Genomic DNA, 20,873 nt, shown 5'->3' on the forward strand with positions numbered 1-20,873 from the left:
TTCAATCGACCCGACGAGTACCTTGGGTATCAATTTGACAGATATGAGAAAACCCCACACCTTGTTTTACATAGTGGCTATCAAGCCATGCTTGCGCCGCCTGCGCGGTAGCAAGGTCGTCAGTAACCGAAAATAGAGTTGGACCGCTGCCAGAGATGCCTGTGGTTAACATGCCTAGCTCAGCAAGTGCTGCTCGGGCTTGTTCATAACCTGGAATTTCGCTGGCACGATAAGGCTCGGCTAACACATCTTTTAATACCGCAATGGCAAGGCTTGCATCTTGCTTATAACTGGCGTGGACAAACGCACTAAGATAACGGCCAAAATCGATAGCCACAGATTTGTCATACACTTCTGGCAATAACGCCCGCATTTTAGCGGTCGATAAGGAGATCCCAGGGTATGCCACCACCCAATACCACTGTTTAAATACGGGTAACCCTTCACATACCGAATGCGGCACATCCAGCATCAATTGCATGCCACCTAGGTAACATGGCGCGACATTATCATAATGCACCGAGCCGCTAATTTTGCCCTCAAACTCCCCCATCAAACGCAGCAAGGCTTGCTCATCAAAAGGGCGATCGAAATATTCATTTAAAGCATAAAGAGCTGCTACCACAGATGATGCACTGGAGCCAAGGCCACTGCCCACGGGAAGATTCTTCTCCAGCGTCATAGCAATGCCCGCCTGACTATCTAATTGCGCTAAAAAAAACTCAGCGCATTGATAGACAATATTGTCAGCCGCATCGGCAGGCAATTTATCGGCCCAATGGCCCGCCAGCGATAGCGATATTCCTGTTAAGGCTGGTTCAATACTGACGCAATCGCCAAGCAATGTGCCATCGATGGGCGCTAACGCCGCACCGAGTAAATCAAAGCCCACCCCCACATTGCCCATCGACGCGGGTGCATAAACCGTTAAACTCATGCGCCCATCTCCCGTGTCCAGTTAAGGGTTCTGAGAAGATCCGCAAAGGCCCCTGCAGCAGTCACATCGGTGCCAGCACCATAGCCGCGCAGCACAAACGGGATTGGCTGATAGTAACGGCTGTAAAAGGCCAGCGCATTTTCGCCCCCTTTCACACTATAGAGTGGATCGTTTGCATCGACTTCCGCTATCTTAACTCGGCAACCTTGCTCATCAATTTGCCCAACATAACGCAGGACTTTACCTTGCGCCTTAGCCTCGTCTACTCGCTTGGCAATTTCACTATCGAGAGACCCCAAGTTGTGCATAAAGGTCGAAACATCGCCCGATGCATCAAAATGCGCTGGCAATACTGACTCAACCACAATATCACTTAACTCAATTTCCATTCCCACTTCTCGAGCTAAAATCAACACCTTGCGAGCAACGTCCATGCCACTCAAGTCATCTCTCGGATCGGGCTCTGTAAAGCACTTGTCACGAGCAATTTTGGTGGCCTCAGATAGCGTCATGCCGTCATCAAGCATACCAAATATAAAGGATAACGAGCCAGATAATATGCCATTGAATTTTTGCAATTTATCGCCAGCAAATAACAATTTTTTAAGGTTATCAATCACAGGTAAGCCAGCACCTACCGTCGTTTCATACAAAAATTGACGACGCTGTTTTAAAGCTGTTTGCCTTAACGCGCGGTAGTAATCTAAGTCTCGTGTGTTGGCTTTCTTGTTAGGTGTAACCACATGCAAGCCGGCATTCATGACATCGAGGTAACGATCGGCTACTAACTCACTAGAGGTGCAATCAACCAATACGGGATTAAGTAATTGCTGCTCAGTCGCCCATGCTAGCATCTGATTTAAATCATAATCTTGCTGGCTGTCACTTAAGCGCCCTTGCCAATGATTAAGCTCAACACCTTGGGCATCGAGCAACATCTGGCGAGAATTAGCAATACCACAAACTCTGACGGTAATATGCTGCGCTTTAAGCATCTCTGATTGTTGTTTTATCTGCTCGAGTAACCCAGCCCCGACATTGCCACAACCGACTAAAAATACATCCAGATAATGCTGTACATCAAAGAAGCGCTGATGACAGGCGGCAATCGCATGTTTAGTCTTACATAGCTCAATCACCGCTGAAATAGAGCGCTCAGATGAACCTTGAGCAATGGCAACGATATTGACGTTCGCCTGTGCTAACGCTTGGAAAAACTTACCCGCAACGCCCTTATGAGTGCGCATACCATCACCAATTAACGACACTATCGCCAAGTGATGACGCATCTCTATCTCTTCAAGAATGTCACTTTTCAGTTCAAGTTCAAATTCTTGCTCTAACGCCATACGCACTTTGTCCGCATCTTGTGTCGCGACACAGAAGCTAATACTGTATTCAGATGAGCTTTGGGTGATCAATGAGACCGAAACGCCCGAACGAGAGATAGCCCCTAAAGTGCGACTAGCCATGCCAACCATGCCCTTCATGCCAGGGCCTGCGATGTCAAACATGGTCTGTTCATCGAGGTTAGAGATAGCCTTAACATTAAGGCCTGTCTTATCGACTTGGTTAGACACCAATGTCCCAGGTGCATCTGGATTAAAGCTATTACGGATATAACAAGGGATATGATATTGGGCAATAGGAGAGATGGTTTTAGGATGTAGCACTTTGGCACCAAAGTAAGACAACTCCATCGCTTCTTGATAGCTCAATTGAGTTAATAGTTTAGCGTCGGCCACCACGCGAGGATCTGTGTTATACACTCCATCTACGTCGGTCCATATTTCACAGCAACTAGCATCGATACAGGCAGATAATACCGCCGCCGAATAGTCTGAACCATTGCGCCCAAGGGTAACTATGCGTCCATGCTTATCACCAGCGGTAAAGCCAGGCATGACCCACACGCGATGAGCATCAAGCGAAAGCGCGGCAAATCGTTGTTTACTGGCATTAATATCGACTAAAGATTCAAGCACTTCACCTGTCGCTAAAAATAAGTGTTGTGGCACAAGTTGACTAGCCGATATCTCTCGGGCCAACATTAACTGTTCCATTAAGGCCGCAGATAACTTTTCGCCACCCACGACGATTTCAGCGCGAACATAATCTGGGCATTCGCCAAGTAGCATGATCCCTTGCAATTTGTCATGCCAAAGCGACAATTGCTTATCCAATACTCGCTGAAGATCACTAGACTGCTGTGAAGACAGTTTCTCTTGGCTCGCCTGCTGATATAGCAGATCAAAAACCAATTTAACCTTATTCAGTACCAGTAAAAAATCACCACCGCTAACCGCCAAGTCGACCATTTCAAGCAGCCCATTGGTCACGGTTGCTGGGGCTGAAAGCACAACGGCAATACCTTCTTGCTCTGCACTGCTAGCGACAATGTCTGCCACGCCATTAAAACGCTGCCAATTAGCCAGCGAGGTACCACCAAATTTCATCACTTTCATATCATCTCCTTGTACCACGCTACCCCAGAAACAAAAAAGCCCGCTCCTTGGAGGGAGCGGGCTTTTTCAATACTTATATTTTACGTATGTTCAGCCGGCCCCCACGATGGTTGTCGTGGTGGTTGTAATAATGGTGGTTACTACGAAATTTAGGCTAAACATTATAATTATCTGTTCACAATTCATTGTGTATTAAGTGGTAACTAGAATTGCTTTTTTTGCATGCAGCTGTCAACCCCCTACAGGCAACTTTCTCAAAAATAGCGAACTCACATCACTTTGACTATGAACATATAAAGCAGATCAATTCAAACATCAACAATTGCGAACATTCGCCATTTAGGACGATACAAATCTAAGCTGTACAAACAGATATCCTAGATTAATTCCTTTATTAACAGGTAATAACAGTAAAAGAAAACAGTCAAAATAAAGTTAACAATACAAAATAGACCTTTGTGTGACGTTTAAGACTAAAGTCGACATAACATCATAACTCCCCCTCATTTACTGCAATCAAGGCGAGCGCATAATTTATTGGAAATAGTGAGAAAAAATTCAACAAGAACCTAGCACATCATCACAACTTCCAAGGGACAGCGACCCGAGCTAACAACCCGACTCACAATTTATAAATTTTTCATTCAAGAAGCGGTACTAGATCATCGCCAAGTATTAAAAAGCAAGTTAAAATGCCCCCACATTCTGAATTGGAGGCGATATGATAATCACCCAACACAAAGCTGTTAGCATCCATTACCGCTTAACAAACCAACAAGGTGAGTTAATTGAAAGTTCATTTGAAGGTGAACCAATGCTTTACCTTCATGGCGCCGAGAATATGATCCCAGGCTTAGAAGCGGCATTAGAAGGCAAAACGGTTGGTGATAAGCTCGATGTTACTGTTGAAGCTGAACAAGCTTACGGCCCTTATCATGATGGCCTGCGTCAAGACGTACCATTGTCAGCCTTTGGTGACATTGAAGATATCGTACCGGGTATGCGCTTCATTGCCGAAACTGAAATGGGTCAACGTCCAGTACAAGTTACAGAAGTAAAAGATGATGTTGTTGTTGTTGATGGCAACCACCCATTAGCCGGTCAATCACTTAACTTTACCGTTGAGGTGCTTGCCGTTCGCGACGCGACCGAAGAAGAGATTGCCCATGGCCACATTCATGCTGGCGGCAGTTGTAGTAGTCATGAACATAGCCACGAAGGCGGTTGTTGCGGTGGTGAAAACCATGAGGGTGGATGCTGCAATGATGACAGCGAAAAAGAAGCCAAAGAAGGCTGTGATGGCAATGGTGGATGTGGTTGTCGCCACTAATCACTTATTGTAATTGAAGGTTTAATGCTCAAGTTGTCATTGCCTAATGGCGTACAACTCGAGTTGTAATATGAAAAGCTGGCAGCCTTTTTTAGGGCTTTGCCAGCTTTTTTATTTTAGACTGGACTAACAGTGATGACACATTTGCTCATCCAACATCAGTAATAGTTAATTCACTATTACTGATGTTGGATGCTGATAAACGAAAAGGATATCGAATGATAAATTGTATTAGTCCCGACTAGATCTGACATATCAACTTGATTAGTTGAGAGTTACCCACCAGCTACCTCATCTTAGGCGGTTCGACTATCTTACTGCGCTACGAAACCGTTGCACTAATGCTAGGCGTGTTGATCTTTTTCTTAGGGGCGAAGCTCTATAACATGCGTTAACAAAATCGCCGTCATCATCCGGCCGCAAACGAAAACGCGGTGTATTGCCTTTTGCCCTATATAACTTAATGCCTTTTATCTTATTACTCAGCGCTACCTATTTATTTCGTTTTACACCGTCATCAGCAATAAATATCATTGCCATTGCACTTGTCAGTTACGCAACTTATATCTTAATTCAACGAGCGAATTATCGAAAACATCGAGTCTCACAATCTTAAACGCCCCCCACTTTTAACATAACCACCTTATGCCTTATAAAAAGTCTGGTTATTAGCTTATATTTGGGGTCTCGCAGGTAGAGACCCTAGTTAGTTGACTACAATAGCTATTTATAAGCGATGGGAAGGTTATGATTTAACCAAGCCGTTACAAAACAGATTGTTCAAAGAAGCACTTCTACAAGATTAAAGCTTTAACCTTCTCTCGTTGCGCCTCTGTCATATGTTTAAGGTAGTTAGAGCAGCGTGTAATGGTCGCAATACTTATCTCAAATTCGGCAGCCATCTGGCGCTGGCTCATTTCCCCCTGCAACAATGCTTGAAACACTTTTAAACGACCCGCAACGGCACTTCGTTCCTCTTCGGTAAGCAATAAATCGAATAATGCGTCTAACGCACCTTGCTCTTGATGAATCATCACCTTATTTAACACTAGATCCCAATTGGCGCGCACAGCAACCTCTGTTGTAATCGTTGACCATTACGAAAGTGTAACAACAAAACCATACCAAAGGCTATAAAAGTCAGTCTAAAACATGATAATCACCGTGATATTTAGGCTTTCATCCATGAAACACATTTGGCAACAAACTTTGAAGTAACTTTAATAAAAAATCATTGGTATCTGACAGTTAATTGCGCTTAGAATAATCGCATCAAGTCACATAAACATCATAATTCGTGAGAACCATCCTATGAAAAAACAGATTAAGCTCGGCCTACTCGCACTAACTGGTGGCGTAATGCTAGCCTCAGCTGCACACGCTAATAATTTTAAAGAAGTTGATGATGCAATCGAATATCGTCAATCGGCATTTGGCTTGATCGCACACAACTTTGGCGATATGGGCGCTATGTTAAAGGGGGAAAAACCATTTGATGCAGAGGTATTCGCGATGCGCGCGCAAAATGTTGCAGCACTAAGCCAACTTCCAGCAGAAGGTTTTGTTGCCGGTTCTGATAAAGGTAATACTGAAGCATTGGCTAAGATTTGGAGCGATAAAGCTGATTTTGATAGCAAAATGAGTGAGTTTCAAGATAACGCAGCTAAGCTTGCCGTTGCTGCACAGAGCGATGATAACAATGCCTTAAAAGCGGCATTTATGGCTACTGGCAAGAGCTGTAAAGGCTGCCACGACGTCTACAAGAAAGATTAAGCGTTAGAAGCTGAGTTTGCCAAGCAACAAAGACAAGCAGCTCAATTAAACTCCAGTATAAGCATATAAAAAAGTTAGCGGTATCAGCCGCTAACTTTTGTATCATTGGGTTAGTTTATGGCTACAGCATCACTGTTAACGGTAAAATCAAATAATTGACCACTAGCCCCATCAATATTCCAACCAAGATCAATGCGACAAAATTAGAGCGGAACCTTAATTCAGCAACCATATCTTTAGTCACGTATTTATAACCTGTGATCATTGCCCCCACCAATTTATCGCCTTTAAAACCATGTACAATAACCGCTAAAATATGCATAGCCGCCAACGCTAACAGCACATTAAAGTTCATCTTATGTAACCAAGTTAACGCGCTACTAAGATCACTACTCACATAACGATAAAGAGGCCCTTCGGTAAACACTTCATCGGTAGCAAACAAACCACTGCCTAATTGCACCAACAATATCACCATCATGGTCACCACCATATAGCCCCCCAATGGGTTATGCCCAAGTGTGGCTTTAGTCGGTTGCTTTAAATAGCCTATAACTTGTTTAGGCGGTTTAACGAAATGGCTAAAGCGCGCGGTATCACTACCTATAAAGCCCCATAACAGGCGAAATATAATCAATACCATTAAGGAGTAAGCAAATATCTGATGCCATTGCATCTCTCCGGCATCGGCGCTCCACCACAGTGCACCGAGTAGCCCTATCGTGCCCCAATGAAAGATTCGCGTGGGCAGATCCCACACCTTTAATTTGATTTTATTATCGACACTAGAAAGTTTAGAAGACATCTAATTTCCCTTACAACAGAAGATGCTGATGATGATATTTGAAGCGACTCACAGAGGCAAATATAAATGAATACCGGAAGTTATCCCGTCAAATATGACGCCTTAACATTAGAAATACAAGCTATTCCTAATGTTTATTTAGCCATTTTGTCGATGCCATCAAATAAAGCGCTAAACATAAAAACACCGCCACCAAACATGATCTAGATCACGTTATTAATGGACGAAATTGGTAGTCTGAACTCAAGGAAGCAAAGATAAGGTTGGACATATGATAAAGATTACTAGCAAAGATTTCGACGTAACTGCACCTATCCGTGAACGTATTGAAAGCAGATTGGAGAAACTCAGTAGACACGATATTCAGTTAATTAATCCACATGTCATCATAGAACAAGAAAAACAAGGATTTAAAATAGAAGCATCGGTCGGTATTCCCAGTAATCAATTATTTGCCCAAGCAACAGACAAAGATCTTTATGCCGCAATCAATGCCATGGGACAAAAGCTTGAAAAGCAACTTAACCGTTTAAACCACAAACCTGAAGGAGCGCGTCGCGCAGTACCCGTCATCAATAATGATGTTGTTGATGATGACTTAGAAGATGAATACGAAGAAACATTTGATAAGGAGTATATCGCGTAGAAAGAGTTTTCTTTAGACTGTAGACAATAACTTTAGCCTCAATAAATATCGAGGAGTACAGCTAGCAAACTAGCCACATTGTCTACAGTTGCTATATTCGATTTTCGATAGATGCTTAATGATTAAGGTGAACTTACCTTTAGTGCTATATCGATTGGGCTGTGGCAACCAACACCTGCCTCAACAGGTTATTAACTTAACTTGAGGAACCCGGCTAACAAACTAGCGATGTTGTCACCCCTTGTTATACTTGGAGGTAGAGCGATATTGAAAAATGACAATACAGATAAATCTGAAATACACATAGGAGAACGCCGACACTTGAATTCGATTTTGCAGCACGATACAAAAACGACGACTATCCTAGCCTTATGGTAACTATATGTGCCAACAAGGGTCAGCTAACGAGCTAAACAGTAATGGTCGTCTCTCTTTGGTAAGGCCGCCGGTTTCACAACGACAGTGAATGTAAATGGCGCACTAACAACGTAAGGAGAGAGTAGAGTTTGAGTGAAAGGCAAATACGTTTTTTAACGGCGACAGATAAAGCCACGCAACATTGATTTAATCAACGTTTGGAACATCGCTAATGTAATAGCATCGTCGCCGGGTTGTCAGCAGGATCCACATCAATTCAATACCAAATTGAATTTGAGTAAACCAAGGATCCTTAGCAAATTAAAGGAGGGCCTACCGATTTTGATAATGCAATCTAAGCTCCAACTAAGCGCACCTGATGGTGCGCTTTTTCATACTCTGGCTAAAATAATAAATGGACAGACAGCATAACTTTTCATTGACACTCACTACATAGCGATCTAATTTGATGGCTATGAAAATGAATAACACCACTTTTTTTACTTTCTTTTTTATTCCATCCTTATAGGGAGGCGGGATTTCGGTATAAAAACGAAAGTGAAAATTCCAAAGCCTCCCCTAAGGGAGGCTTTTTTGTTTTAAAACCTAACCAGATACTCGTTCATATACAGAGGACAGCATGACCAAAGAACATTCCTTAAATCACACTCGGGAACAGATCAGTGCACTCGACAATGAACTGCTGGCACTCCTCGCCAAGCGCCGCGACTTAAGTTTAGATGTCGCCCGCAGTAAAGAGGTTGATATTCGCCCCATCCGCGACACGCAAAGAGAAAAGGAGTTACTAACCCGATTGGTTAAACAGGGGCGCGAACAAGGGTTAGATGCCCACTATGTGCTGTCGCTATATCAAAGCATTATTGAAGACTCAGTACTCAATCAACAAGCTTACTTGCAGGGACGCGCTAATCCTGCATTACAAAAACAGCAGTACACCATTGCTTATTTAGGGGCTCGCGGATCCTATTCATACTTAGCCGCCACTCGCTATTGCGAGCGCCGCCAAGTCACTATGCAAGATTTAGGCTGTAAAAGCTTTGATGAAATTGTACAAGCGGTAGAATCTGGTCATGCCGATTATGGCTTTCTGCCTATAGAGAACACCTCGTCGGGATCGATAAATGAAGTCTATGACGTGCTACAGCACACGAGTTTATCCATTGTGGGTGAAACCACCATCGAAGTCGGCCATTGCTTACTCGCTCATCCTGGTGCGCGACTCAGCCAAATTAAGACTGTCTATGCCCACCCACAACCCATAAGCCAATGTAGTCGCTTTTTAAGCCATCACCCTGAATTAAAATTGGAATATTGCTCTAGCAGCGCCGAAGCGATGGAGCAGGTATTTGCAAGCAATGAGATGACAGTTGCCGCCATTGGCAGCGCCGAGGGGGGGGCACTCTATCAGTTAGAGGCCGTAGAAAAAGAGCTCGCCAATCAAAAAATTAATCAAAGTCGTTTTATTGTCGTCGCGCGTAAGGCGATTGCAGTTCCAGAACAACTCCCGGCCAAATGTACCCTGATCATGGCTACAGGACAGAAACCCGGTGCCTTAGTAGAAGCCTTATTGGTACTTAAAGCCCACAACCTCAACATGAGTAAACTGGAGTCTCGCCCAATCCCGGGAACACCGTGGGAAGAGATGTTTTACTTAGACCTTGATGCCAACTTATCGAATGAATCAATGCAAAAAGCGCTAAAGGAACTGGAACGCATCACTCGCTTTATCAAAGTATTAGGTTGTTATCCCTGTGAAACCGTTAACCCAACACAGTTGAGTAACAGCCAGCTTATGATAGAGCCCACTACCAGCAGAACGGCTGAATTGAACGATGGCAACAATGATAATGATAGCAGCATACAAACGTCTCATCGACGCTGGAGCCTGACTCAAAAACCTCAACTGACCCAGATCACTCACGGGCAGCTGGCCATAGGAAATGGCCAATTTGGTGCTATCGCACAGCTTAAGTTAACCACTGATAGTCAAGACATTGCTCAACAAGCAAAACAACTAAAAGAAGCGGGTTTTCAAGCGGTGCTGCTCACGGGAATACAGCATGTTCAACATGTCAGTCCGCTATTAGATGAAGTAAAACGTGCATTACATCAATTCGATTTAAGCTGCGTGTTCGAAATAGAATATGAAACAGAATTAAAACAGGCTGTTGGACATGCCGATATCTTACTGATCAGCGGTAAACAGATGCACCACAAACCGCTACTCCAACAAATCGGCTCACTACATATACCTGTCATTTTAGAGCGCAACACCATGGCCAGTGTAGATGAGCTTCTCGCTAGTGCTGAAACCATTTTATCCTGCGGTAATCAGCAGGTGATCTTGTGTGAATCTGGTATCAGAACCTTTAATGACGCCGTTAAACCCGCTTTAGATTTAGCAGCCTTAGTACAAATAAAAGCCATGAGTCACCTGCCAATAATCATCAATACCAGCTATGCCTATGAACCGCTTAACGAGACTGGGATCGTAATCGCAGCCAAACAGTTGCGAGCTGATGGAGTAATCTTGCCGTTCATGCCAGAGATGGGCAATGTCGATGAGCAAATCAGCCTTCACCGTCAATGCTTAAGTGAGCTATACCATAAGCATCGACTTGTTTAGCTGATGAGCCTCATCGACACAGACAAAAAAGAAGTCATTCATCAGCACAAAAAAAGAGGACCTTTGGTCCTCTTTGCATAATAAGTAACAACACATTAAAAAACGATAAACCTAAACAGGCTGCCCATCTACTAACGCCATCCAGCCTTTTATAATGCGATGACAAAACCAGCATAATGAGAGCATACTCAGTACGACCGCTAACCAAGTTTGCGGCACGATATAAGCTAAAATAAGCATAGATAATAGGGTCAACATCGACCAGCGTTGCCAACGTATATGCGAATAGAGTAGTTTGCTCATCTTGCTACTTTTTTGTGCACAATTAATGGCTAAGCCTAGTAGTGGTGGCAATAAAAATAATGGGAACGCCAGCATTAAGCCATATAAAAGATGGCCAAGACTATGATCATCAATACCAGCGTGTTGAGGTGGCGTCGTTATCATAAGCTGGTCACTCCAAAACGGCCAAAATGGGATAAACAGACTCCAATATGTGAGCCTCGATTAATTAACCATACTTTGTCACCAGCTTTTACGCAAATCTGTAGAGTATCAAAGTCTGCCAAATCTCATCCTCACGCGCCCTCTCTGCTAACCAAGGGGCTGCATGCAAATAAGCACTACTCGTTCAAACTCAAGGTTACATCTGACTTAAGCCGTGTCGAACACGCTAAAATATAGCCCTGCTCAATTTCTGCCGGAGATAATGTCATAGAACTACTAGAAACGGTTTCCCCTTTAATCACCTTGCACTTACAGGCGCCGCATACGCCAGAGCGACACGCGGCAATAATGGGTAACCCTTCGGCTTCGATGCCTTCAAGTACAGACTGCTCAGCAAACAAGGGGGTCTTCACCCCGTCAATCTGCAGCATAAATTGGGCCGAGGCTGCAGATTGCTGTGAAGGCACCACAGGTGCATCGCCAAAACTTTCTTGATGATAACGACTCATGTCAAAACCCGCTTGCTCAAGCATAACCTTCACAGCTCGCATGTAGGGAGCCGGCCCACAGACAAATATGGTTCTCTCTTTATAATCACTCGCCGCCGATGCTAACGAGTCTAACGAGAGCCGCCCTTGATAACTGTTCACATCGCTAATCTCCCCCTCTTCTAGCCAATAACTTAAAGAGAAATGCTCATGACGTTGCGATAACTGCTGCAATGCTTGATTAAAAATCAGATCCTTGGATGATTTAGCGCTATGAAGAAAGGCTATGTCACTACCTATCTGTGTATCGGTTAACCAGCGAGACATTGAATACATAGGAGTGATGCCGCTACCCGCACTTAAAAATAGGTATTTCTTGGCTTCGATATCAACCAAGTTAAACACCCCATCGGGTCCGCTTGCAGTAACGCTATGCCCAGGCTGCAGATGATCGATTAAATAGTTTGATGCGACTCCCGCCTCAATCCGCTTTACGGTTACAACGATAGAGTAAGGACGAGAAGGTGACGAAGATATGGTATAGCTTCGTGCAACCACATTACCATTAATGTTAAGCAACAAGGTGATAAATTGCCCCGGCTTAAAGTGAAACTTGACACTCTGCTCGCCCTGAAAACGAAAACTGGTGACATCATGCGTTTCTTGCCAGCGCTCTACGCATTTTAAACGTACCTCGCCATGCTGCCAGGTTGCTGAATGATATTGTTGGCTATTCATAGGGTGGGTTATCCAGAAAATAGAACGCCTATGACCATAGCCATAGGCGTGTGGACGAGTTAAGCGACGCTTAGGATATCTTTTAAATCCGCTTCGACAGTCGTGGTAGTACGTAAACCAAACTTGTCTTCCAAAATCTTAACCAAATTATCAGTCAAGAATGCTGGCGCCGTCGGGCCTGTGCGAATATTCTTAACCCCAAGCGATAACAGGGTCAATAAGATCACAATCGCCTTTTGCTCAAACCATGACAGTACTAAGCTCAGTGGCAGTTCATTGATCTCACACTCGAACACTTCCGACAGCGCAATCGCCAGCTGAATCGCCGAATAAGCATCGTTACATTGACCGATATCCAATAAACGCGGAATACCATTAATATCGCCAAATGCGAGCTTATTAAACTTATACTTACCACAACCTAAGGTCATGATAATCGAGTCTTTTGGCGCAGCAGTTGCGATATCTGTAAAATAGCTACGTTCAGACTTATCGCCATCACAACCACCAACGAGGAAAAAGTGTTTGATTGAACCATTTTTCACATTTTCAACTACGGCAGGGGCAGCAGCCATTAGCGCATTTCGAGCAAAACCTATGGTGATATGATGGGGGATCTCATCATAGATAAAGCCTTCAAGCGATAACGCCTTATCGATCACAGCCGAAAAATCATCTCCTTCGATATGTGTAACACCAGGCCAGCCAACAATGCTGCGAGTGTAAATACGGTCGGAGTAGTCGCCTACATTTGGATCGATAATACAGTTAGAGGTCATCACTACCGCACCAGGGAAGTTAGCGAACTCTTTCTGTTGATTTTGCCACGCACTGCCGTAGTTACCGACGAGGTGGGGATACTTTTTAAATGCGGGATAAGCCAGTGCAGGCAGCATCTCGCCATGGGTAAAGACATTAATGCCCGTCCCCTGTGTTTGCTCTAAAATCAGCTCTAAATCCTTCATATCGTGGCCTGAGACCAAAATCGCTTTGCCTTTCACCGCAACGGTATTGACCTGCGTCGGCTCAGGATGACCAAAGGACTCTGTTTCACCAGTATCTAGCATCGCCATTACGCGATAGTTCAGTTGGCCAATCTCCATTGCGGTGGCAAACAGCTTGTCGGCATCTTCTGAATCTGAGCCAAGAAATGCCATTATTTCATGGAAATTAGCAGCAACGTCGCTATCGGTTTGCTCAAGCACACGAGCATGCTCCATATAGGCCGCAGCGCCTTTTAGGCCATAAAGACAAAGTAAACGTAGGCCCATAATATCTTCATCAACACTCTCTTTGCCGCGATTAGGTGCCGCTTGAGTTGCTTGAACAAGCATTTCAGGTTTCGATGTAGCCAATACTAAAGACGCAGCAGGGATCAGGGTACCAACCGCTTTACCTGACTCGGCGCACTCAGTTTCATAGGCGGTTTTTAACCGGTTACGGTAACGGTCGGCTTGATTGACATAATCAATTAACCGCTCGTCATCAAAGTTAACATTTGTCAGTGTGGCAAAAAATGCTTTAGGGACAAAGGCATCGACTTCACTATCAATAATATCGAACTCTCTTGCTTTAACCGCATAGGCAGAAACACCTTGCAACAAGTAGATCAAGAGATCTTGTAGATCTGAGGTATCAGACAACTTGCCACACATGCCTTGAGAATAACTACAGCCATTCCCCGCTGGGGTTCTAATCGTTTGCTCACACTGAATACAAAACATTACCGTTACTCCTATTTTTAACATGCTTTAAATTTACATGTTTTAATGGAGTCTACTGCGACTTTGTCATCAGCTAAAGCGGTTTATTGCAGCAATGTGGCAAACTATGAGGCAGATCAAATTAGCAAAAGCGCAACTAATATCGTTTTTTAGCCTACATATAATAACCAGATATCAATAAACACTTGATAAACTTTAAATTACATAAAAAAACCTGAACTAGATGGTATTAATCTAAGCTCAGGTTTTAAGTTAAATTCGGTATCGACAATTGCGCAATCTGGCGATAGCTAGCCTGCCTTCATATCATTGACCGACTGCAACATGGCACGACTCTCGCGCTGAAATTGCGGCGCAAAATCACCGAACCAGTTGGCCACCTCTTCAAATTGCTCGATAAATCCTTGGCGATCACCAGACTTTAATAGCTCAAGCGCCTGAGTGTAATTCTCCAAATAATCGCCAATTGCCGTCAAACTTTCACGCTGGGCATAAATAATATCGGCATAAAGTTCAGGGCTTTGGGCAAAAAGACGCCCAACCATCGCCAGTTCTAAGCGATAAATGGGCGAGCTAAACTGCAACAGAGTATCGATATCAGCTTCCTCCCGATAAAGATTAAGCCCGTAGACAAACGAGGAGAAATGACGCATCGCTTGCACAAGTTGCATCGCCTTATCGTGTTTTTGCGCATCGGCTTCAACGAGTCTAGCGCCCCAAATCAGTATCTGCTCCATTAACCATTGATACTTATCTTGATCTCGTCCATGACACACCACCACAACTTGCTTGGCCAAGCTACCGACATCTGGGCCAAACATGGGATGCAGACCAACCACAGGGCCTTTATGAGCCGTTAGCATTGCATCTAAAGGTTTTGCCTTAACCGACGTTAAATCGGCCAAAATACAGGACTCGGGTAACTGACTCAATTTACTGGTGATCAACTCACAAGTGATACTAATGGGAACAGTAACAATAACTAATCCTGCCCCAGCAAAAATTGCATCCGCATTTGGCCAGTCATCTTTGTCGAGTGATTTCACGTGATAACCAGACAAATGCAACATTTGACTAAACAGCTCACCCAGCTTACCTTTCCCACCCACAATAACCACGTGGCCTAGATCGGTTTTGACTTGTTTAAAGCCCACATCCTTCTCGTTAAGATACGACTCACGCATCAGGCGACGCAAAATATCTTCGATAAGCTGCGGAGAAACGTTCATTTTACTGGCTTCTTCGCGGCGTTTAGCAAGCATCGATGCTTCACGTTCAGGTGCATAAATCGGCACACCTGCAGCATGTTTTACCGCCCCCACCTGCCCCACAAGATCCAGTCGTTTGCGCAACAGATGCAGTAGTTGTTGATCGACATTATCAATATGTCCGCGTAACTTTTCGAGATCTTCGGTGGTCTTTTCATTCATTTTTGAATTATCCATCAAGCATTTACAGCCTTGAGCATATCAAATCTTGTCGGTAAAACCGATGCTAATTGCGCCGCACCATGACGTAATAGCTGTTCAGTATCTTGCCAGTTTATACATGCATCCGTCACCGATACACCGTAAGCCAGTTCACCTAAGGGTTTATCGCAAGTTTGATTACCTTCATTGAGATGGCTTTCCAGCATCACCCCAATAATCGAGCGATTACCTTGCTCAATTTGATCAAAGACATTTTGGCAAACCACAGGTTGTTTATTGTGATCTTTTGATGAATTACCGTGGCTACAATCTACCACTAATCGTGCATTTAGCTTGGCGACATGCAGTTGACGCTCACACTCTGCAACGCTTTGAGCATCGTAATTTGGTGTTTTGCCGCCCCTTAGAATCACATGCCCATCAGGGTTACCCGCCGTTTGCAATAATGCCACTTGTCCAGCCTGATTTATTCCCATAAATCGATGACTACTGGCAGCAGATTCAAGTGCATTAATGGCGACGCCTAACTTACCATCGGTACCATTTTTAAATCCGACAGGCATAGACAATCCGGATGCCATCTCGCGGTGAGTTTGCGACTCAGTCGTGCGCGCCCCTATCGCCGACCAGGTAACGAGTTCAGAGATATATTGTGGGCTGATAGGGTCAAGAGCTTCAGTGGCAACTGGCAAGCCTAATTCGGCTAACCAGATCATTAATTCACGGGCCATACGCAGCCCTTTTTCAACATCAAAAGACTCATCCATATCTGGATCATTTATCATGCCTTTCCAGCCCACAGTCGTGCGCGGTTTTTCAAAGTACACTCGCATCAAAATATAAAACTCATCTTGTAGTTCATCGTGAAGGGTTTTAAGTTTAAGTGCGTACTCTTTGGCAGACTTTATATCATGGATAGAACAGGGTCCACTGACAACCAATACTCGATTATCACGTTTGTGCACAATATCAGACACAGTTTTACGAGCATTAAGGACATAGTGATAAGCTTGCTTTGACAAAGGGAGTTGCTGCTTTAACTCATGGGGTGTCACTAACACCTGTTCAGAACTGATATGAACGTTATTAATTGTGTCTTGTTGCATACTTGTCACCAACCTCTATTGATATTGCCACTAAAATGATCTTGATTCAGATAACGCTTGTTGAACTGCGACTGACACACCTGCTATAAACCAAACTGCAACAGCGTAACAGTTCACCATTACATTGTGAGTTCAACTATGCCTGTGCTTTTACCCTGAATCAAGTAAAAAGTGTTTATCGATAACAATTCAATACTTTTTTGTCATGCTTTACGTTTTCAACATAGAGATTCAATTAAAGGTTATCGATTAAAGGTTATCGTGTGAGGTTAACCCGTCTTCAAGATAAGGGGATGCCCCCATGAGAGGTGTTTTTACTGCCCTGTAGGATATACTTTTTCCACTGACTTCTCCCCCCCTAAAACACAAAAACCCGCCATAAGGCGGGGTTTTGTGCGAACACTGCATCTTGTTTACTTGAAGCCTTTGCTTACTTAGCAAGCTTCTCACGGATACGTGCAGATTTACCTGAACGATCACGTAGGTAGTAAAGCTTAGCACGACGAACACGGCCGCGACGCTTAACTTCGATGCTAGAGATGATTGGGCTGTGAGTCTGGAACGCACGCTCAACACCTTCACCATTAGAGATCTTGCGAACTGTGAATGCTGAATGTAGACCACGGTTACGCTTTGCGATTACAACGCCTTCAAACGCCTGTAGACGCTCTTTACCGCCTTCAACAACACGTACTTTAACAACTACAGTGTCACCTGCACCAAATTGTGGTACGTCTTGCTTCATTTGCTCTTCGTTGAGCATTTTAATGATGTTATTCATGAATAAACTCCATCCTAGTAATAACTGACTATTTGTTACTCACCCTTTTGGGTAGCATCGACAAATTGGGCTAATAGCTTGGTTTGTTCGTCAGTCAGAGCTAGATTTTCAAATAATTCTGGTCGTCGTAACAACGTTCTTCCGAGACTTTGTTGCAAACGCCAGCGTCTAATATGTTCGTGGTTACCACTTAGCAATACGGCTGGTACATCGATACCATCTAAGCTTTCAGGCCGAGTGTAGTGGGGACAATCCAGTAACCCATCAGAGAAGGAGTCCTGCTCTGCCGAAGCTTGTTTTCCAAGAACCCCTGGAACCAAGCGCGATACTGAATCAATCAGAGTCATCGCTGGTAGTTCGCCGCCCGAAAGCACGTAATCACCAATCGACCACTCTTCATCCACTTCCGTTTGAATAATGCGTTCATCAATACCTTCGTAGCGACCACACACTAAAATCAAACGCTCTGATTTAGCTAACTCTTCGACGCCTTGCTGAGTAAGCTTGCGTCCTTGAGGAGAAAGATAAATCACCTTTGCCTTATCCCCCGCAGCGGCTTTCGCTGCGTGAATGGCATCGCGTAAGGGTTGCACCATCATCAACATACCGGGTCCGCCGCCATAAGGCCGGTCGTCCACTGTGCGATGTTTATCATGGGTGAAATCGCGAGGATTCCACGTTTGCAACTCCAGCAAGCCGTTGCTAACGGCCCGACCCGTTACCCCAAAGTCTGTTACGGCACGAAACATCTCTGGAAACAGGGTTACTACCCCTAACCACATCTGTTGTCCCTCGACTTAGAAGTCCGGATCCCAATCCACTAAAATTTGTTTCTCTGCTAAATTCACCTCAAGGATGAATTGCTCGGTCACAAAAGGAATCATACGTTCCGTTTTGCCGAAGCCATCTTTAGCGTTAGCTTTTACAAGGAGTACGTCGTTTGATCCTGTTTCCACGATCTGGTCGACTTTACCCATGTTATAGCCTTTGGTATTCACTACATTACAGCCAATTAGGTCACGCCAATAGAACTCGTCTTCTGGCAACGCTTTCATCAACTCTGCAGGAATGGCAATCTCACAGTTAGTGAGCATTTGCGCTCGGTCTCTCGAATTAACCCCTTCAAGCTCGGCGATTAACGCCTTACCTTGAAAACGCCACTGTTCGACCTTAACCTCGCGCCATTCACCTTGTTCTTTAATCAGCCAAGGTGAATAGTTAAAAATGTCTTCGACAGAATCGGTATAGCTAGTGATCTTCAACCAACCTTTAATGCCGTGACATGAGCCTAATTTGCCCAGTACGACAGGTTCTTGGTGACTACTCATTAATCTATACCTTAACGCTATTAAGCAGCAGCTTTGCTAGCGTCTTTAATCAATTTTGCTACACGATCAGTAGTAGCAGCACCGTTAGAAACCCAGTGCTTAACACGCTCTAGGTCTAAACGTAGTGTTTCTTCTTGGCCACGGGCCAATGGGTTGAAGAAACCAACACGTTCGATGAAACGACCGTCACGAGCGTTGCGGCTATCGGCAACTACGATGTTATAAAATGGACGCTTTTTTGCGCCGCCACGAGCTAAACGAATGGTAACCATGCGTCTTTTATCCTCTAATGGTTTGCTTGTTTATAAAGCAAAAATAAAAACTGGAACCCCGTGTTCGCGAAGAGTCCCAGATAGAAAGCCGCCCGATTCTACCTGAATCGGCGACGAATGCAACGTTTTTAACGCTTAATAACACGCCTACGAAAGGCGCTTATTTCGCAATAAATTATGTTAAATCTTTATCTATTAATGACCTAGTTAACGGCCTGGCATTTTCATACCCGGCGGTAGCATTCCACTCATGCCACGCATCATTTTTTTCATGCCACCTTTACCCGACATTTTTTTCATCATTTTTTGCATCTGGGTGAACTGTTTCAGTAAGCGGTTAACATCTTGAATTTGCGTTCCAGAGCCAAGGGCGATACGGCGTTTACGCGAACCTTTAATAATATCGGGGCGCTTACGCTCACCAGGTGTCATAGAGTTAATAATCGCTTCCATTTGACCTGTCATCTTACCATCTTGTACTTGCGCGAGCGCTTCAGGTGGAAGTTGACCAACACCGGGCAGCTTCTCAATCATGTTCATCATGCCGCCCATGTTTTTCATCTGCTGTAGCTGTTCACGAAAATCTTCTAAATCGAAACTTCCGCCCTGCTTCACTTTGGAAGCCAGTTTCATCGCTTTTTCTTTATCGACGCCACGCTCAACTTCTTCAATCAGCGACAGGACATCGCCCATCCCTAAAATACGTGACGCTACGCGATCGGGGTGGAATGGCTCTAGGGCATCGGTCTTCTCGCCGACACCCAAAAACTTAATCGGTTTCCCTGTAATATGGCGAATCGATAAGGCCGCACCACCACGTGCATCACCATCGACTTTGGTAAGGATCACACCACTTAATGGTAACGCCTCGTTAAATGCTTTAGCCGTATTGGCGGCATCTTGACCCGTCATCGCATCGACAACAAACAGGGTTTCAATCGGGTTAACGGCCGCATGTAACGCTTTGATCTCGTCCATCATGCTTTCATCAACATGCAGACGACCCGCAGTATCGACAATCACGACATCGATAAACTTGAGCTTAGCGTGTGCCATTGCCGCGTTTACGATATCAATCGGTTTTTGACTGACATCCGACGGGAAAAACTCAACCTCAACTTCTGCCGCTAGGGTTTCAAGCTGTTTGATTGCCGCAGGACGATATACGTCAGCACTGACTACAAGTACCGATTTTTTTTCGCGCTCACGCAAAAACTTAGACAGTTTAGCCACACTGGTGGTTTTACCCGCCCCTTGAAGGCCTGCCATCATGATCACTGCGGGTGGCTGAGCCGATAGATTTAGCGCTTCGTTGGCTTCGCCCATGGCGTTTTCCAACTCGCTTTGTACTATCTTAATAAAGGCTTGGCCAGGGCTTAAGCTTTTCGAGACCTCTTGGCCTACCGCTCGCTCTTTAACACTGTTAACAAAGGCACGCACTACAGGCAAAGCAACATCGGCTTCAAGTAGCGCCATGCGCACTTCGCGTAACGTTTCTTTTATATTGTCTTCAGTTAAGCGACCACGACCACTGATGTTCTTCAGGGTACGTGATAATCTGTCCGTTAAGTTCTCAAACATTATCGCGTTCTTTACCGT

General features: G+C 44.5%; 18 protein-coding genes and 1 other annotated feature. Of the genes, 4 read left to right on the top strand and 14 right to left on the bottom strand.

Translation table 11 applies throughout. The annotated features are described in order from the left end of the window. Position 1 precedes the first annotated feature (1 nt). Both thrB and thrA read right to left on the bottom strand, forming a co-directional pair. The gene (gene thrB / locus DN599_RS05320) at positions 2–937 is read right to left on the bottom strand and encodes a homoserine kinase (RefSeq protein WP_110456568.1); all 936 of its coding nucleotides are present in this window, start codon (positions 935–937) and stop codon (positions 2–4) included. Then, positions 934–3,402 carry a bifunctional aspartate kinase/homoserine dehydrogenase I gene (gene thrA / locus DN599_RS05325; RefSeq protein WP_110456569.1) on the bottom strand — a complete coding sequence of 823 codons (2,469 nt, stop codon included), beginning with the start codon at positions 3,400–3,402 and terminating at the stop codon, positions 934–936. The genes thrB and thrA overlap by 4 nt, the downstream gene beginning before the upstream one ends. A gap of 721 nt (positions 3,403–4,123) precedes the next feature. On the opposite strand from thrA, the gene slyD reads away from it, so the two are divergent. After that, the gene (gene slyD / locus DN599_RS05335) at positions 4,124–4,732 is read left to right on the top strand and encodes a peptidylprolyl isomerase (protein ID WP_110456570.1); all 609 of its coding nucleotides are present in this window, start codon (positions 4,124–4,126) and stop codon (positions 4,730–4,732) included. Between the two features lie 794 nt (positions 4,733–5,526). On the opposite strand, the gene trpR is transcribed toward slyD, so the two are convergent. Then, positions 5,527–5,802, bottom strand: a complete 276-nt coding sequence (gene trpR, locus DN599_RS05340; protein WP_110456571.1) for a trp operon repressor — start codon at positions 5,800–5,802, stop codon at positions 5,527–5,529. Positions 5,803–6,055: 253 nt separating this feature from the next. Here trpR and DN599_RS05345 point away from each other — a divergent pair, with 253 nt between their 5' ends. Beyond that, positions 6,056–6,505 carry a c-type cytochrome gene (locus DN599_RS05345; RefSeq protein ID WP_373317382.1) on the top strand — a complete coding sequence of 150 codons (450 nt, stop codon included), beginning with the start codon at positions 6,056–6,058 and terminating at the stop codon, positions 6,503–6,505. A gap of 121 nt (positions 6,506–6,626) precedes the next feature. Here the strand turns inward: DN599_RS05345 and DN599_RS05350 are convergent, their stop codons facing one another. After that, positions 6,627–7,310 carry a cytochrome b/b6 domain-containing protein gene (locus DN599_RS05350; RefSeq protein WP_110456573.1) on the bottom strand — a complete coding sequence of 228 codons (684 nt, stop codon included), beginning with the start codon at positions 7,308–7,310 and terminating at the stop codon, positions 6,627–6,629. 271 nt (positions 7,311–7,581) lie between these two features. Here DN599_RS05350 and hpf point away from each other — a divergent pair, with 271 nt between their 5' ends. Next, positions 7,582–7,956: a ribosome hibernation-promoting factor, HPF/YfiA family gene (hpf, locus tag DN599_RS05355; protein WP_110456574.1), complete on the top strand. Its 375-nt coding sequence runs from the start codon at positions 7,582–7,584 to the stop codon at positions 7,954–7,956. An 837-nt stretch (positions 7,957–8,793) separates the two neighbouring features. Continuing rightward, positions 8,794–8,912, top strand: a sequence feature (Phe leader region). A gap of 41 nt (positions 8,913–8,953) precedes the next feature. After that, positions 8,954–10,960 (top strand): prephenate dehydratase, encoded by a 2,007-nt coding sequence (gene pheA / locus DN599_RS05360; RefSeq protein ID WP_110456575.1) that lies wholly within the window; start codon positions 8,954–8,956, stop codon positions 10,958–10,960. A gap of 111 nt (positions 10,961–11,071) precedes the next feature. Here the strand turns inward: pheA and DN599_RS05365 are convergent, their stop codons facing one another. The 10 genes from DN599_RS05365 to ffh form a co-directional block, all read right to left on the bottom strand. Further along, positions 11,072–11,407 carry a hypothetical protein gene (locus tag DN599_RS05365; protein ID WP_110456576.1) on the bottom strand — a complete coding sequence of 112 codons (336 nt, stop codon included), beginning with the start codon at positions 11,405–11,407 and terminating at the stop codon, positions 11,072–11,074. Positions 11,408–11,583: 176 nt separating this feature from the next. Continuing rightward, positions 11,584–12,633, bottom strand: a complete 1,050-nt coding sequence (locus tag DN599_RS05370; RefSeq protein WP_110456577.1) for an FAD-binding oxidoreductase — start codon at positions 12,631–12,633, stop codon at positions 11,584–11,586. A gap of 59 nt (positions 12,634–12,692) precedes the next feature. Continuing rightward, positions 12,693–14,357: a hydroxylamine reductase gene (gene hcp / locus DN599_RS05375; RefSeq protein WP_110456578.1), complete on the bottom strand. Its 1,665-nt coding sequence runs from the start codon at positions 14,355–14,357 to the stop codon at positions 12,693–12,695. A gap of 290 nt (positions 14,358–14,647) precedes the next feature. Beyond that, positions 14,648–15,787 (bottom strand): bifunctional chorismate mutase/prephenate dehydrogenase, encoded by a 1,140-nt coding sequence (gene tyrA, locus DN599_RS05380; protein ID WP_110456803.1) that lies wholly within the window; start codon positions 15,785–15,787, stop codon positions 14,648–14,650. Positions 15,788–15,801: 14 nt separating this feature from the next. Beyond that, entirely contained in the window at positions 15,802–16,893 is a 1,092-nt protein-coding gene (locus tag DN599_RS05385; RefSeq protein ID WP_110456579.1) for a 3-deoxy-7-phosphoheptulonate synthase, read from the bottom strand. Positions 16,894–17,323: 430 nt separating this feature from the next. Continuing rightward, entirely contained in the window at positions 17,324–17,674 is a 351-nt protein-coding gene (gene rplS, locus DN599_RS05390) for a 50S ribosomal protein L19 (RefSeq protein ID WP_110456580.1), read from the bottom strand. A gap of 35 nt (positions 17,675–17,709) precedes the next feature. After that, entirely contained in the window at positions 17,710–18,456 is a 747-nt protein-coding gene (trmD, locus tag DN599_RS05395) for a tRNA (guanosine(37)-N1)-methyltransferase TrmD (RefSeq protein ID WP_110456581.1), read from the bottom strand. Positions 18,457–18,471: 15 nt separating this feature from the next. Then, positions 18,472–19,002, bottom strand: a complete 531-nt coding sequence (gene rimM, locus DN599_RS05400; RefSeq protein WP_110456582.1) for a ribosome maturation factor RimM — start codon at positions 19,000–19,002, stop codon at positions 18,472–18,474. Between the two features lie 20 nt (positions 19,003–19,022). Continuing rightward, positions 19,023–19,274, bottom strand: coding sequence for a 30S ribosomal protein S16 (gene rpsP, locus DN599_RS05405; protein ID WP_110456583.1), 252 nt, complete (start codon positions 19,272–19,274; stop codon positions 19,023–19,025). A 207-nt stretch (positions 19,275–19,481) separates the two neighbouring features. Further along, entirely contained in the window at positions 19,482–20,855 is a 1,374-nt protein-coding gene (gene ffh, locus DN599_RS05410; RefSeq protein ID WP_110456584.1) for a signal recognition particle protein, read from the bottom strand. Between the last annotated feature and the right edge of the window lie 18 nt (positions 20,856–20,873).

The organism is Shewanella algidipiscicola (assembly GCF_900380485.1).
Lineage (GTDB): Bacteria > Pseudomonadota > Gammaproteobacteria > Enterobacterales > Shewanellaceae > Shewanella > Shewanella algidipiscicola.